We start from the raw sequence: 14,932 nt of genomic DNA, 5'->3' as shown, positions 1-14,932 counted from the left end.
GTTGTTACTTTATTTCTTCAGGTGTTAGCCATTTAACGGGACAATCCTTAAAATATTCATTAATCGCAGGAACTGCAATTTCAGCTTTAGGATGAACATCGTGAAACAAGATAATTCCCTTTCTCCATAAAAGCATCAGCGTAATAACTCTTGAAGAGACCTGTTGTGAAGATATTTTTTCACTCCAGTCCTGCGAATCGATATTCCACAAAAGAACAGGCTGCTTGTTTTTTATTAGATATTGTATCATCTCCTTGCTTCTTTGTCCATAAGGCGGACGAAAATAAAACGTCTTATGATTAAAATCAAAAACATCTTTAACAATACCATTGCTTTCGTCAATCTGTAATTTCCAGTCGGGAAGATACTGATGCGATTTATGAACCATACTGTGAGAGCCGATCCAGTTTTCTCCGTACATAGATGAAACACTGTTTTTGCTGTTTGCAGCAATTCTCTGTTGTAACTTATCTCCCGATAAAAAGAAAATACCTGTTAAGTTTTGCTCTTTTAAAACGTGAATCAACTGATCTGTATGACCGTTTTTTAGAGTCGGACCATCATCGAACGTGAGAAGATAATTTTTGTCATTTAGTTCAAAACCATTTTTCTCGCTTGGATCTAATGTGTTGATTTCGCTTGTCCTTTTATTGGATTTTGCAGCCAGCCGCAGGCACTCTAAAATATATGTTTTATAAAAACTTTTAGAATTCTGATACCAGTTTTTTAGATTTTCAGGTAATCCGCCTGAAAGCTTTTTTGTTACCAAAACCAGTTCCGGATAAGTGGGATTTGTCTTTACAGAAACTACCTCCGAAAGCGCATTTGCCTCTAAGCTTTTAAAATTTTGAACCAGACGATCCTGAGTCTGTTTTTTCCAGATTTTTACCCCTTCGGAAGTTCCGTCTTTTACGGCTAAAGTTTTGAATAATTCCGTTTCGTTGGAAGCATTAATTTCAGTGAATGTTTCCAGAAACACCAGCATTTCCATTTTGGAAGCAACATCAAAATCTTTACTGCTTTTCATGGGTAAATTCCAAAGATCACGATTGGCGGTCGCAATGTTGGATGGACCTTGTGAGAAGATAAAATCTGAAATCAGAATGAACAATAAAAGTAATTTTTTCATTATCTCATTTTTGATTTTACTCTCAGAATAGCTTTATCGTAGACCTGATTTTCCTTATTTTCTTTCGCTAAGCCATAATAATAAAGGGCTTCAGAAAATTGTCCGCTGTTTTCGTAAATTTTCGCAATATTATAATAAGAATTTGCTTTAATCGTATTGTCGGCTGCAAATTTAATGGCTTCACGATTTGCCCATATCGCTTCTGCGTTTCTTCCGATTTTGCTGAACGCAAGTCCGAGATTACTGTAGATCTGCCCGTCGAAAGGATTATATTCCAACGCTAGTTGATAATAATTAACCGCCTGTTCTATTCTGCCGGAATGATAAAAATTTTCGCCCTGTTTATTAATGTCGAACGCTGTCTGTCTGTAGTTTTCGGTGATAGAATTACTTGGTGTTGAAGAAGACCGGTAGTTACTTAATAAGCTTCTCACGCCTTCCCATGAAGCAGAATTTTCAAAATTATTGATATCAATAATGTTTCCGGATTCATCAATCATAAAAACAACCCAAACTGTCCCTTTTTTATATTTTGGCACATCATAACTTTTAATCAGGGTGTTTCCTATATAAACATAAACTTTTGCATTGCTTATATTGGAAAGGTTATCATTATCCATTCTGTTTTTATCGGAATAATCATGAACCGCATAAATATATTTCTTGTTTTGAGCTCTTTTTTCAATCGTAATAGTTTCAGGACCAAAACTGTCTGTATCGTCTACATCAAGATTGGCGTTTGTTCCTTCTTTGTGATAATAGCAAATATGATTGTTCGGATAGGAAAGATGCGAGTCCAGATCAGAAGGAGATTTTCCCCAGCTTAAAACAATTCTCATTCCGTCCAGATCTTCCATAACAGGGCTTAAAGCATACGTCAGACCGCCAAAAGGACCTTTTGTAACCAGTGTGGAATAGCCTTCTTTTTTGATGATTAAAGTGATCTCATTGTTGGCATCAACAAACTGTGGAGGAATAACGGCTTTTCCTGAAGCATCCGTATTGACCGTTTCTGAAGTTTCTCCGTTTTTCTGGAAGATAATTTGTGCATTGGGAATAACCTTGTCTTTAACGACTGCACTTAAAACCAATAACTCATTGTTCTTTTGAGCAAAAATAAAGGATTGCCAAAAAACGAACAGCAAAAGAATTTTTTTCATGGAATGTTTTTATTTAATTGGCATCAAATATAAAAAATCCTCCAAGATTTTGAAGGATAATATTTCATATAGATTTAAGATTATAATTTACCAGAATTTCTTTACTGTTAATATTTTTTCGACTGAATTTCTTTAACGGGAATAAATGCTCCGTTAAGATAATCTATTTTCTGTTCAAAAGGATAAGCAGGATTTGATGTCATTAAGACTCCTACAACGCCGAAAAACATTCCGATACTCAAATTTCCGATATTGGGACTTCCGGATCTTAATTTTCCGACGAAATAATAATCGTTGTCTTTTTTTTCTGCCTTCGTGAAAAGATTTTCGATAGGAAGATAAACATACAATTCCCCTTTGTAAATAAGGGCATACACTTCATCTTTCTTTATTTCTTTTTCTTTTCCGTCTGCTGTTTCAAATATTCTGTGAATTTTGGGTTGGTTTCCGTAAAATTTAACGCTGCTGATTTCCTGTTGAGGCTGCTGGTTTTTCAGAGAAGTATAATCTTTGTACAGTCCGTCTTTCAATTCAGAAGAATTGAAGAGGCTGATTGATTGTTTATAGACATCATCAAAATTTTTAAGCTGTTCCCATGTGTAACGCTCTGTTGTATTAGGTTTTTTCGCTGCATTTTCGGTAATGAATTCTCCCAGCATTTCGCTGCCTTTTCTTAGGATTTCTTTCGTTACATCGGCTGATTTATGCTCTGTCACAGTATCTGTTTTTTCAAGTAAAGAATAGGTTCCGTCATCATTTTTTGCAAAAAGGAAACCCTGGAAATAACAATACCCAAATTCTGTAAATGCTTTTGATACTTCAGCAAAATACAATTGTTTAAGATATAAAACCAGACTTCCGTTTTCTGCATTTTCTCCGTTTATGCTGTTTAGAACATTTTGAAACTGATCAGAAAGGGGAGACGTAGGAACTACTCTGGCTTTTGCATTCAATGCGCCCTGCTGCACAATTCCAACGGCTGTTGTATCAATTCTGGCATCAATAATTGTAATGGTTTTATAATAGCTTTTCTCTGCTTTTTGAAAAGGCGGGGTAATCGTAAAATCTTCCGTTCGCTTCTGGGCAAATAAAATGGCAGATAAACATAGGAATACAAATAGTACATTTTTTCTTAAAAATATTTTCATGATGGTTGTTTATTTTATTTTACTAACGGTTTAAATGGATGATTAGTCTATAAAAGTATAAAAACCTCAAAGAAAATTCTCTGAGGTTTGATTTATAAATCGTAAAAAGGCAGCTGAGCAAAGTCGAAGCTACATATTTCTTCTGTACTTTCCACCCACTTCAAACAAAGCATTGGTAATTTGCCCAAGAGAGCAGTATTTCACGGCATCCATCATCACTTCGAATAAGTTTTGCTGATTGATTGCGGCGTGTTGCAGGGTTTTCAAAGCGGCTTCCGATTTGTCTTCATTGGATTTCTGGAAATTATGAAGCATTTCAATCTGGAACTGCTTTTCTTCCTCTGTTGAACGGATGACTTCTCCCGGACGAACTGTTGGCGAACCGTCTTTTCCTAAGAACGTGTTCACTCCGATGATCGGATATTCTCCGGTGTGTTTCAGCCATTCGTAATGCATCGATTCTTCCTGAATTTTTGAACGTTGGTACATCGTTTCCATTGCACCCAAAACGCCGCCTCTTTCTGTAATTCTGTCGAATTCTGCGTAAACAGCTTCTTCCACCAGATCCGTTAATTCTTCAATAATAAATGAACCTTGTAGTGGATTTTCGTTTTTCGCCAATCCTAATTCTTTATTGATAATCAACTGAATTGCCATCGCTCTTCTTACCGATTGCTCAGTAGGAGTCGTAATTGCCTCGTCATAAGCATTCGTGTGCAATGAATTACAGTTGTCGTAAATTGCATACAACGCCTGTAAAGTTGTTCTGATATCGTTGAAGTCAATTTCCTGCGCGTGAAGCGAACGTCCCGAAGTCTGGATGTGGTATTTCAGCATCTGGCTTCTTTCGTCTGCTCCGTATTTCAGTTTCATTGCTTTTGCCCAGATTCTTCTTGCCACACGTCCGATTACCGAATATTCAGGGTCGATACCATTCGAGAAGAAGAACGATAAATTTGGTGCAAAATCGTTGATATCCATTCCTCTTGACAGATAATATTCAACATACGTGAAACCATTTGCCAAAGTAAATGCCAACTGAGAAACCGGATTGGCTCCTGCTTCCGCAATGTGATACCCTGAAATGGAAACGGAGTAGAAGTTTCTTACTTTTTCTTTGATGAAATATTCCTGAACATCGCCCATTAATCTCAAAGCAAATTCAGTAGAGAAAATACAAGTATTCTGAGCCTGATCTTCCTTTAAAATATCTGCCTGAACGGTTCCACGAACAGTTGCAATGGTTTTTGCTTTAATTTCTGCATACACATCGGCAGGAATTACTTCATCTCCTGTAATTCCCAGTAGTTTTAAACCTAAACCGTTATTGGAAGGAGGCAATTCTCCGTTGTATTTTGGTCTTTCTAAACCTTTATCGTCGAATTTTGCTTTTAAAACTTCCTCAACCTTTGCTTCAAGCTTATGCTCAACAATATATTTCTCCACATTTTGATCGATGGCTGCATTCATAAAGAAAGCCAACAACATCGGTGCAGGTCCGTTAATTGTCATTGAAACCGAAGTTAATGCATTCACCAGATCAAAACCTGAATATAGTTTTTTAGCATCGTCCAAAGTAGCAATAGAAACGCCCGCATTTCCGATTTTACCATAAATATCCGGCGGTAAAGCAGGATCCTGTCCGTAAAGAGTTACCGAGTCAAAAGCCGTAGATAAACGTTTTGCAGGCATTTCTGCAGAAACGTAGTGGAATCTTCTGTTGGTTCTTTCAGGACCTCCTTCTCCGGCAAACATTCTCGTTGGATCTTCTCCGGTTCTTTTGAAAGGATAAATTCCTGCAGTGTATGGGAAACTTCCCGGAAGATTTTCCTGACCTTTCCATTTGATGAGATCGCCCCAGTCATTGTATTTCGGTAAAGAAATTTTCGGAATTCTTAGGTGAGATAAAGATTCTGTTGAGGTTTCCACTTTAATTTCTTTTCCACGAACGAAATAGGAATAAAATTCAGCTTTGAAAGCTTCTTTCGTATCGTCCCATGTTTTAAGGAAGTCGATGTTTTCCTGTTGAAGTTCTTTTTCAGCTTTCTGATATTCAGCATCTAAAGTTTCATTGGAAAGAAAATTTTTAACCCCTTCAATATGATACATTTTTCTTGCTAACTCAGCCTGTTTTTCAACATTCGCATCGTATTGTCTGTTGTTTTCAACGATTTCGGAAAGATAACGGACTCTCTTTGGTGGAATAATCGTTACTTCGTCGGTAACTTCCTGTTCAACAAATGTTTTTAAATTTAAATCAGCAAATTTATCATTGACTTTAGAAACCAGTCTGTTGTATAATTCCGTCGTTCCGTGATCGTTAAACTGAGATGCTTTTGTAGCATAAACCGGCATTTCATCCAATGACTGTTCCCACAGCAAATGGTTTCTCTGGAACTGTTTTCTTACGGCTTGAAGGGCGTCAAGAGCGCCACGTTTGTCAGATTTATTTAAAGCAACCAAATCTGCATAATCCAACATATCGATTTTTTCCAGCTGTGTGGAAGCTCCGTATTCCGGAGTCATTACGTACATCGAAACATCCGCAAAATCAGACACTTCCGATCCGGATTGCCCAATTCCTGAAGTTTCAAGGATAATAACATCAGGATGTGCCAGTTTCAAAACATTTAATGCAGAATGAATGAACGGAGAAACAGAAACGTTGTTTTCTCTAGTTGCCATCGAACGCATATAAACTCTTGGATCATTGATTGCATTCATACGGATTCTGTCCCCCAAAAGTGCACCTCCTGTTTTCTTTTTCGAAGGGTCAATTGAGATAATCGCAATTTTTTTATCGGTGTTTGAACGCAGGAAACGTCTTACCAATTCGTCTGTTAAAGAAGATTTTCCGGCTCCTCCGGTTCCTGTGATCCCGATAATCGGAATATGTAAGTCTTTTGATTTTTCGTCGATCGCTTTTACCAGCTCAGGTTTTTCTTCTGAAAAATTTTCAACTGCTGAAATGATTTTCGCAATACTTGTCGAATTTTCAAAACTGATGGAATCCAGATCTTTTACATCAACATCTTTTCCTGTTGCGAAGTCTGATTTTTGAACCAAATCATCAATCATTCCCTGCAAACCAAGTTCACGGCCGTCGTCCGGAGAATAAATTCGGTCGATTCCGTAAGACATGATATCTTCGATTTCTTCCGGTAGAATTACACCGCCGCCACCACCGAAAATTTTGATCTGCGGAGAGTTTTTCTCTCTTAAAAGGTCATAGATATATTTGAAATATTCATTGTGACCACCCTGATAAGAGGTTAATGCAATGGCATTTGCATCTTCCTGAATCGCAGTATTTACTACTTCTTCAGCCGATTTGTCGTGTCCAAGGTGGATAACTTCACATCCTGTTCCCTGAATGACACGGCGCATAATATTAATGGCAGCATCATGACCGTCGAATAGCGACGCAGCCGTCACGATTCTGACTTTATTTTTTGGAGTATATTTTTGGGTTTCCATAAAAGATTTAGAAAATTTCTGAATTTCCAAATATAATAATAAAATAGAAACCCGATGTTTAATGTTAATGTATTGTAAATTATTAAGTTAATTTGGTTTGATTAATTATTTTGAACTTCATTTAAACTAACATTTGTTAGAAATGATAACTGCTTAGAAGTTACGCCGCTGATTTCTCAGAAAATCTTTCACAGAATGATATCATTAATTTCTATAATTTTGCATCACATTAAATAAGGTATGAAAAAGGCATTGCTGTATTTCGCACTCGGAACGATTCTGAGTTTTTTAATCAATTATTTCTTTTACAGTTCAGAAAATATCGGACTCGACATTTATTATGCCATTGCCTTTGGTTTTGCATGGGGAGTTGCCTATTATCTGGATACGCCCAATTTTACTTTGCCCCAAAAGCTGGGATTGTCTTTTGTTGCCATGGGAATTTTAGTTCTTGTGGGAGCTTTAATTTTTAATATTGAACTGGCTATTCCTTCCGTCCTGAAATTTTCGACGGTTTTTGTGGCGTATTATTTAATTGCAAGTTTCAGAGCCAGTAAAACACTGCGCGATTAATGCATTGTTATAAAACTTACATACATCAATATTAGGAACATACAGAAAAGCCCGAATAAATTTACAATAAATAAAAGTATTCCTTTTACAACACTTATGCTTCGGGCATTTTCATAAACTCTGTGATGTGCTGCAAAAAAATATACCAGCATATAAATAATTGCTGCTGAATAGAAGAAAAATCCCAGAATACTGAAGAAATTATTATCCGGCAGAAATGATGCGAGATGTGAAATGAATATCATAATCAGGATGCTCAACAATAAAAAGGAAAAATAATGAAGCGTAAAAATACCATGATCAAAATACCACCATTTCTTTTTATTGTGAAACACCCAAAGAAAAAAGGCAAAAATAGGAAGATAGACAAATAATGCTTTTGGAAGTGTGTGTACCATGGTTTCCTTGAATTTGTCGAAAATCTCATCTTTTTTTAATCCCCGTTCCTGAAAATGAAATATTTTTTTCGCAAAAGGTTTCATAAACACATATACAGGCTTTTTATCCTGATTTATGATGCTTAAAGAGTCATACTGATTCATCGTAGTCGCTCCTAAAATGCTCATTTTGCCGTTTTCTGTCATTCCTAATGCATCCGTTTCAATGCTGTTTCCATTGATTTGAGTGATTTTTATATCTTTATTTTGTTCAAAAGGTTTCTCTTCTTTCAGCTGATTTTTTTGGATTGAATATTTCAGACTGTCCGTAAACTTTGTAATCTTATCATCCTGTTCTTTTTCTTTTAAAATCTGTTCCTTTTTGTCCTGTTCTGAAAGTTCTTCTTCTGAACCAGAAAATAGAGTAGGAAGGAAAAAAGTAATAAAACTGATGAAGATATATAGTTTTACGGGAGCCACATACAGTTGTCGCTTTCCTGCAAGATATTCTTTAGTTAATCTCCCGGGACGCGTGAGCAGATATTTTATGGTTTTCCAGAACTGCCCGTCATAATGGGTAAAGTCTTCAATGAAATGAGTGAAAAGATAATGGAACGGTTGTTTGGGCTCCGTGTTTTCCTGTCCGCAATGAGGGCAGAATCTTTCTTCAACATGGTGTCCGCAGTTAAGACACGTTTTATCTTCTCTAATTTTTCCGTGGCTCATGATATAATTATGGATTTCAGCAAATATAATTATTTAAAGAAATTAAATAATCAAATCGATATGTTTTTGAGGAAAATATTAAATTTAATTAATATTTATCTTTAAATAAATTTGAAATTTAGGGTTATTGCTGAATTTATCATGTTATTTATTAATTCTTTATTCTTTAGCGAAAGAGTCAATTTACAGCTGTTAACTTTATCATTCTGTTAGCGTTGAACAGATAATCAGCCTATTAAAATAAAATATGTTTTTGCATTCTAAAAATAATTTGTACCTTTGCACACCCTTTTAGGGGAAAATTATGTTTAATCTTTAACTAAAACGTGTGAATACATTAAGTTACAAAACTGTTTCAGCGAACAAAGCTACTGCTAATAAAGAATGGGTTGTGGTAGACGCTGAAGGACAACCGTTGGGAAGACTAGCTTCTACGGTTGCAAAGATTTTGAGAGGTAAGCACAAAACGAACTACACACCTCACGTAGATTGTGGTGATAACGTAATCGTTTTGAACGCTGGGAAAGTAACTCTTTCCGGAAACAAGTGGAACGACAAGACTTATATCTGGCATACAGGTTACCCTGGAGGACAGAAGTCTATGACTGCGGCTGAACTTCAAAAGAAAGATTCTTTAAAAGTATTGGAAAAATCAGTAAAAGGAATGTTGCCTAAAAACAGACTTGGAGCTGCGATCCTTAAGAATCTTTACTTATATGAAGGAACTGAGCACAAACATGAAGCTCAACAGCCTAAAACAATTAATGTTAACGAATTTAAATAATTAATATGTCTACAGTTCACAAAATCGGAAGAAGAAAAACTTCTGTAGCAAGAGTTTATGTAAAGCCAGGAACTGGTAACATTACAGTAAACGGTAAAGATGCTAAAGAATACTTCTCTACAGATGTAATGGTTTACAAATTAAACCAACCATTTATCCTTTCTGAAACTGTTGGTCAGTATGACGTTACCGTAAACGTATTCGGTGGTGGAAATACAGGTCAGGCAGAAGCTATCAGATTAGGTATTTCAAGAGCTTTATGCGAAATCAACGCTGAGTTCAGATTAGCATTGAAGCCTGCTGGTTTACTTACAAGAGACGCAAGAATGGTGGAAAGAAAGAAGCCAGGTCAGAAAAAAGCAAGAAAGAGATTCCAATTCTCAAAACGTTAAGATTTGCTGTTGGCGAATGGCTTATGGTTGTTTGCTACAGAAATGTATTAATTTTTATTTAAACTTAATCTCGGCGAAAAGCCAATTGCCACAAGCAAAAAGCAAAACGCCAATTGCCCGTTACGTTTAGCATCCAAACGCTTCTCCCATCTAAAGAAGTTGTTGATTGTTTAAAAGACGGAAAGTAAACTAACAAAAACAAAAAACATGGCAAAAGCAAATGTAAAAGACCTTCTAGAGGCTGGTGTACACTTCGGTCACATGACTAGAAAGTGGAATCCAAATATGGCTCCATACATTTTTATGGAGAAAAATGGTATTCACATTGTAGACTTACATAAAACAGCTGTTAAATTGGATGAAGCTTGTAACGCTTTAGAAAAATTAACTTCTGCAGGCAAAAAAGTTCTTTTCGTAGCTACTAAGAAGCAGGCGAAAGAAGTTGTTGCAAAACACGCTTCTGAACTTAATATGCCTTATATTACAGAAAGATGGCCGGGAGGTATGTTAACAAACTTTGTTACTATCAGAAAGGCTGTTAAAAAAATGAACTCTATCGACAAAATGAAAAAAGATGGAACGTTCGAAACTTTATCTAAAAAAGAAAGATTACAGGTAGACAGACAAAGAGCTAACCTTGAGAAGAACTTAGGTTCTATCGCAGACATGGTGAGACTTCCATCTGCTGTATTCGTAGTAGATATCATGAGAGAACACATCGCGGTAACTGAAGCTAAGAAATTAGGTATTCCGGTTTTCGGTATTGTTGATACCAACTCTGACCCAAGAAAAGTAGATTTCGTTATCCCAGGAAACGATGATGCTTCTAAATCTATCGATATGATTCTTAGCGTAGTTTCTGAATCTATCAAAGAAGGTCAGTCTCAGAGAAAAGCTGATAAAGAAAAATCTAAAGAAGAAGGAGAAGTAGTATCTGCTGATAAAGATGCTGACTTTGATGCTGAATAATTAAAGGTTTTCTTTACTATAGAAAAACGTCGAATCTTAGATTCGACGTTTTTTTGTTTATGTCTATTAAGGGCAAACAAGCATTCCTGGGAAATTTGGATTATCTACACCTATTCTGCATACTCCTGCACAGCATATTTCAGTTTCTTCATTACAGCCGTCACTACATTTTCTATAACCTCCTTTAATTGTTCTCAATTCTTTTCTTGAAACTTTTTTCAAATTTTTCATAGTTCTTAATTTGTAATTTTCCTACTCTGTATGCTTTTCGGATTCCGCAATGATCTTTTTCAAATGTAATGAATAATTTAATATGTCACTATTTTTTTGATAAAATATTTTTTGCTAATTAGAAACCTTCACATTATAAGATGAACTGATGAACTTTGTTTTATTGTAAACTGAATTACAAACCATTCCAGAAATATTGTAGTTTTGGTTTTTCGGAACCATTGCAGAACCTATTTTATTGGCGCCAATCGGAATTTTCTTGAAATAATTGTTACCGCTGATCGTAAGAACCATATTACAGCGCGAATTATTTTCAACTGTAATCGAAGTATTCGGGCTGTCTTCCGAACCATTTAGAAGATCTGTTAGAACGGCTGCTGTTTCCGATTTATATGTTTTTATTAAAGTCTGATATTCTAATTCAGTCTGATTAGCAGATGGATTCCGCACACCTGCAGAAGTAGGCGGCGTACTCTTCACAGAATTGTTTGTCGTTCTGTAATGGGTGGCTTCACAACTGCTTAAAACAAGAATAATAAAAACTGAAGGGAAAAATTTTTTCATACGAAATTTTCTTAGTGTAAATTTAAAAATTACTTGCTTCCCAACATTGCTTTATTTTCAGTTTGTACCGGATTATTAATGGTTAAAAAAATACTTTTCCTGATGTCTTTCTGAGAAGAATATAAAACATCACAAACATGACTTGTAAGTGTATAATTTCCTTTATTGATAACAATGGAGTTTTCACCTTTCGCCGGAACTGCCAAATTATAAAAATCCTTTCCCTGAATTCTTAAAACAATATTGCAGTCTGAATTATTTTTAAACAAAAGAATAACTTCTTTGCTGCTGATATCTTCATTAAACATCGCATTAAGCAGTTTTACGGTTTTATCTTTATGTTCAGCCGGGGTCGAGGCAATCAGACGTTTAAATTCTTCTGTTTCCGCTGCATTAGAGTTTCTCATTAAGTTATTAGAAATCTCGGAAATAATAGGTCTTGCAGTCATTGGTTTGGCATCTTTCTTTCCTTTAGTCCATTCCGAGTTTTTTAAAGCAATCAGTTTGGATTTTAGTACGCTCCTTTTGGGATCATCGGGATGAGCTGTTTTCAGGTAGTTTTCAATTTCAGCAATATTTTTACTTTCTAATATATTTTGCGAATGGTTTTGTACGCTTGCTGAATTGCAGCACACGAGAAGTGTTGTTGAAATTACCAACAGAATTTTTTTCATGATTTATCTTATTCTTTTTGAATAATTTTTGTGTTTTTATACAGTGGTAAAAGGATGCAGAAGTCTGCAGCCTTAATAATTTTCAAGTAATTTATTTACGTAAAAATGTAAAGATAAATCAGATTTTATAAAGTGTTTTTCGAAATAATAATGTCTTTTTTCATCATCTTTTTTGTTTAATTAATCCTGAATTTAATATATGTTATTGTTTTTCCTTTTGCTGAGAAAAGTTCCTCGTAATAGGTTTTTATATCTCTCAAATGCGGAGTATTCGGATCATATTCCAAGGCTCCGTATATATCGTGATGAGCAGTAATGATTTCATAACCTGCTCCCTGCAAAAATCCTAAAGTATATCCGTGAAGAAATTCCGAATCTGTTTTCAGATGAACAATGCCGCCGGGTTTCAGAAACTTTTTATATCTGTCTAAAAAATCGGGGTGAGTTAACCTATGTTTGGTTCTTTTGTACTTAATCTGCGGATCAGGGAAAGTAATCCAGATTTCATCAACCTCATTTTCTGCAAAAAAATAGTCTACAAGCTCAATTTGTGTTCTTAAGAATGCTACATTCTTCATGCCGTTTTCTACGGCTTCTTTAGCGCCGAACCAGAATCTTGCCCCTTTAATATCAACTCCGATAAAATTCTTCTCTGGAAATGTTTTTGCAAGCCCCACCGAATATTCACCTTTTCCACAACCCAATTCCAAAACGATAGGATTGTCGTTTTTAAAGAAATCCGTTCTCCATTTTCCTTTAAGATCGAACCCGTTTAAAGCATCTTCTCTTGTTGGCTGAATAACGTTTGGTAATATTTTGTTTTCTGCGAATCTTGCTAATTTATTTTTACCCATGAGAAATTTATAAAATCCTGCAAAAATAGCGAATTTTAAGCAAATGCTTCATTTTTAAATCTGAAAAAGATTATTTTCTGGCAGAACTTCCCAAAGCCACCATTAAAGGTTTCTGAATCGTTTTCTGGGATGCATACTGGGCTCCGCATACTATACTTGTAAAAAGATAATCGCCTTTCTGTATCACAATCGAATTGTCTCCGTGCGAAGGCACAGGAAGTCTGTATTTTGTAGTGCCGATTCCTTCCATACGTACAATAATATTACAGTCGGATTTATTCTCTATCATCACGATACATTCTTTCGCATTGGGATCGTTATCAAAAAGAGAATTCAGGATCTTTACGGTCTTATTTTTATGCTCTGCCGGATTTTCTGCCATAAGCATATTAAATTCTGAAGCTTCCGTATCAGGAATTGCTTCAGCAGGTTTCGGGTTTACAGATGGTGTAGCAGAAAAAGCAGGAGCGATATAAACGTTTTTTGGATTGCTTGGTGTATAAACTACAGCAGATTGTCCAACCTGCAGTTCTTTCTGATATTTTGCAATCTGTTTTTGTTTGATGATGGCATTCATCTCATCGAAAGATATTTTGGTAGAAGGTCTTCTCTTCAGCATGGCAAGCCAGTCCTGCATTTGCTTTACTTTCTGGTCTCCGGGCTGTGCGTTTTTTATGTATTCTTTCATCATTTCCATCACGCGGGGTTTCAGGACAGATCTCCGCGGATCATCAGGATGGGCATCCCTCAGGAAAGCATTAATTTCGTAAATATTTTTACTTTTTAAAATTTCACTGTAATCTTTCCCTTTCGACTGAGCAGAAAGAATGATGCACAGAGTCATACTAAAAAAAATAAATAGCTTTTTCATTCACTGGTATTAAAGTGTAAAAGTAAATATTTTTCTCGTTTAATTGATTTATTTTTAGGGTATTAGTATTCAAAATTGCAGGGCAAATTACTTCAATCGTAATGAACATTCAATTTTTTCTAAATTTAAAAATAATTTTAAGTAAAACAAAAAAATGTACATCCCGGTTGGAAAATGTACATATTTTTTGTTTGTATGATATGAAATTTTATTTCAGGACATCCTGAAGATGAGAATTTCTTAATCGTCTTTGGTAAATCGGAAGATATTTTTCTATCGGGATTTTTATTGCATCAAAATTTCCGGCAATAACGTAAGGTTCTATATTTTCTGAACTATAGACAAACTGCAGGAAATTATCTATTAGGTTTTCAGGAATTTTGAATTTTGTGAAGTAATCTTTCCCTAAATAATTTTTAATCTGCGTTACAGAATTATTCATTCTTTCATAGGCTACATAACGCTGCTTTTTCTTTCTTTCTCCGGATAAAATATCATAAATACTTTCCAGGCTGAAGGTAAGTCCGCCGTCCCGCAGACCAGCAACAGGAAGTTGTGGCGGAGTTCCGTCTCCTTTAGGCTCCGGAAGACCAATTACTTTTTTAATCGCTAAGGCCTTATCTTCTTTTCTTATAGAATTAACATCATACCGTAAATTTCCGGTAGGCTTAAAACGGCTGATTACAACCTCCTGAATATCATGGTACGCCACCTTCAGCTCAACCAGATTTTTCTGATCCATCATTTCAGGAGTAAGTTTAATATCTTTTCGCTCAGTAATAATGGAAGTGAAGCGGATGACATCGCCCGGATTGGCAGAAATAGAAAAATCACCATTATAATCACTTAAAACAGTTTTCAGTGTGGTAAGATTCGTAACATACATCTGGTTTAGATATAAAACTGAATTATCTCTTAGAAAAACTTCTCCGGAGTATGTTTGTGCATTAATTTTTGCCAGAAAAACTAAAAGCAGCAGAGTGAATAGCTTCTTCATATATAC

At 35.5% G+C, this 14,932-nt stretch carries 15 protein-coding genes; 4 read left to right on the top strand and 11 right to left on the bottom strand.

What is annotated here, in order from left to right; all coding sequences use genetic code 11:
- Positions 1-4: 4 nt before the first annotated feature.
- The 4 genes from KKI44_RS11725 to KKI44_RS11710 all read right to left on the bottom strand — a co-directional run bounded on the left by KKI44_RS11725 (position 5) and on the right by KKI44_RS11710 (position 6,914).
- Complete coding sequence (locus KKI44_RS11725; protein WP_214587449.1) at positions 5-1,129, bottom strand: polysaccharide deacetylase family protein; 1,125 nt, start codon at positions 1,127-1,129, stop codon at positions 5-7.
- Entirely contained in the window at positions 1,129-2,289 is a 1,161-nt protein-coding gene (locus KKI44_RS11720; protein ID WP_214587448.1) for a tetratricopeptide repeat protein, read from the bottom strand. Before KKI44_RS11720 ends, KKI44_RS11725 begins: the two co-directional genes overlap by 1 nt.
- Before the next feature lie 107 nt (positions 2,290-2,396).
- Positions 2,397-3,437, bottom strand: coding sequence for a hypothetical protein (locus tag KKI44_RS11715; RefSeq protein WP_214587447.1), 1,041 nt, complete (start codon positions 3,435-3,437; stop codon positions 2,397-2,399).
- 129 nt (positions 3,438-3,566) lie between these two features.
- Positions 3,567-6,914, bottom strand: a complete 3,348-nt coding sequence (locus KKI44_RS11710; protein ID WP_214587446.1) for a methylmalonyl-CoA mutase family protein — start codon at positions 6,912-6,914, stop codon at positions 3,567-3,569.
- Positions 6,915-7,154: 240 nt separating this feature from the next.
- Between KKI44_RS11710 and KKI44_RS11705 the strand changes: the two genes are divergently transcribed.
- A complete protein-coding gene (locus KKI44_RS11705; protein ID WP_214587445.1) occupies positions 7,155-7,487 on the top strand; it encodes a hypothetical protein in 333 nt (110 codons plus the stop codon).
- Here KKI44_RS11705 and KKI44_RS11700 read toward each other — a convergent pair.
- The gene (locus KKI44_RS11700) at positions 7,484-8,590 is read right to left on the bottom strand and encodes a DUF3667 domain-containing protein (RefSeq protein WP_214587444.1); all 1,107 of its coding nucleotides are present in this window, start codon (positions 8,588-8,590) and stop codon (positions 7,484-7,486) included. The genes KKI44_RS11705 and KKI44_RS11700 overlap by 4 nt on opposite strands.
- A 328-nt stretch (positions 8,591-8,918) precedes the next feature.
- Here KKI44_RS11700 and rplM point away from each other — a divergent pair, with 328 nt between their 5' ends.
- The 3 genes from rplM to rpsB all read left to right on the top strand — a co-directional run bounded on the left by rplM (position 8,919) and on the right by rpsB (position 10,735).
- Positions 8,919-9,374 (top strand): 50S ribosomal protein L13, encoded by a 456-nt coding sequence (gene rplM, locus KKI44_RS11695; protein ID WP_027381190.1) that lies wholly within the window; start codon positions 8,919-8,921, stop codon positions 9,372-9,374.
- A gap of 5 nt (positions 9,375-9,379) precedes the next feature.
- Positions 9,380-9,766 (top strand): 30S ribosomal protein S9, encoded by a 387-nt coding sequence (gene rpsI / locus KKI44_RS11690; protein ID WP_072883409.1) that lies wholly within the window; start codon positions 9,380-9,382, stop codon positions 9,764-9,766.
- A 207-nt stretch (positions 9,767-9,973) separates the two neighbouring features.
- A complete protein-coding gene (rpsB, locus tag KKI44_RS11685) occupies positions 9,974-10,735 on the top strand; it encodes a 30S ribosomal protein S2 (RefSeq protein WP_076396348.1) in 762 nt (253 codons plus the stop codon).
- Between the two features lie 66 nt (positions 10,736-10,801).
- On the opposite strand, the gene KKI44_RS11680 is transcribed toward rpsB, so the two are convergent.
- The 6 genes from KKI44_RS11680 to KKI44_RS11655 all read right to left on the bottom strand — a co-directional run bounded on the left by KKI44_RS11680 (position 10,802) and on the right by KKI44_RS11655 (position 14,926).
- Positions 10,802-10,966, bottom strand: a complete 165-nt coding sequence (locus KKI44_RS11680; protein WP_214587443.1) for a bacteriocin-like protein — start codon at positions 10,964-10,966, stop codon at positions 10,802-10,804.
- A gap of 114 nt (positions 10,967-11,080) precedes the next feature.
- The gene (locus KKI44_RS11675; protein WP_214587442.1) at positions 11,081-11,530 is read right to left on the bottom strand and encodes a DUF6759 domain-containing protein; all 450 of its coding nucleotides are present in this window, start codon (positions 11,528-11,530) and stop codon (positions 11,081-11,083) included.
- A gap of 29 nt (positions 11,531-11,559) precedes the next feature.
- The gene (locus tag KKI44_RS11670; RefSeq protein ID WP_214587441.1) at positions 11,560-12,204 is read right to left on the bottom strand and encodes a DUF6759 domain-containing protein; all 645 of its coding nucleotides are present in this window, start codon (positions 12,202-12,204) and stop codon (positions 11,560-11,562) included.
- A 176-nt stretch (positions 12,205-12,380) separates the two neighbouring features.
- Complete coding sequence (gene trmB, locus KKI44_RS11665; RefSeq protein WP_214587440.1) at positions 12,381-13,058, bottom strand: tRNA (guanosine(46)-N7)-methyltransferase TrmB; 678 nt, start codon at positions 13,056-13,058, stop codon at positions 12,381-12,383.
- Positions 13,059-13,128: 70 nt separating this feature from the next.
- Entirely contained in the window at positions 13,129-13,929 is an 801-nt protein-coding gene (locus KKI44_RS11660; RefSeq protein ID WP_214587439.1) for a DUF6759 domain-containing protein, read from the bottom strand.
- A 208-nt stretch (positions 13,930-14,137) separates the two neighbouring features.
- Positions 14,138-14,926 carry a hypothetical protein gene (locus KKI44_RS11655; protein ID WP_214587438.1) on the bottom strand — a complete coding sequence of 263 codons (789 nt, stop codon included), beginning with the start codon at positions 14,924-14,926 and terminating at the stop codon, positions 14,138-14,140.
- Positions 14,927-14,932 lie beyond the last annotated feature (6 nt).

Source organism: Chryseobacterium sp. ZHDP1 (genome assembly GCF_018603435.1).
Classification (GTDB): domain Bacteria; phylum Bacteroidota; class Bacteroidia; order Flavobacteriales; family Weeksellaceae; genus Chryseobacterium; species Chryseobacterium indicum.
The sequence above is the reverse complement of the archived record's forward strand: the minus strand, read 5'-3'. Positions and strand labels throughout refer to the sequence as shown.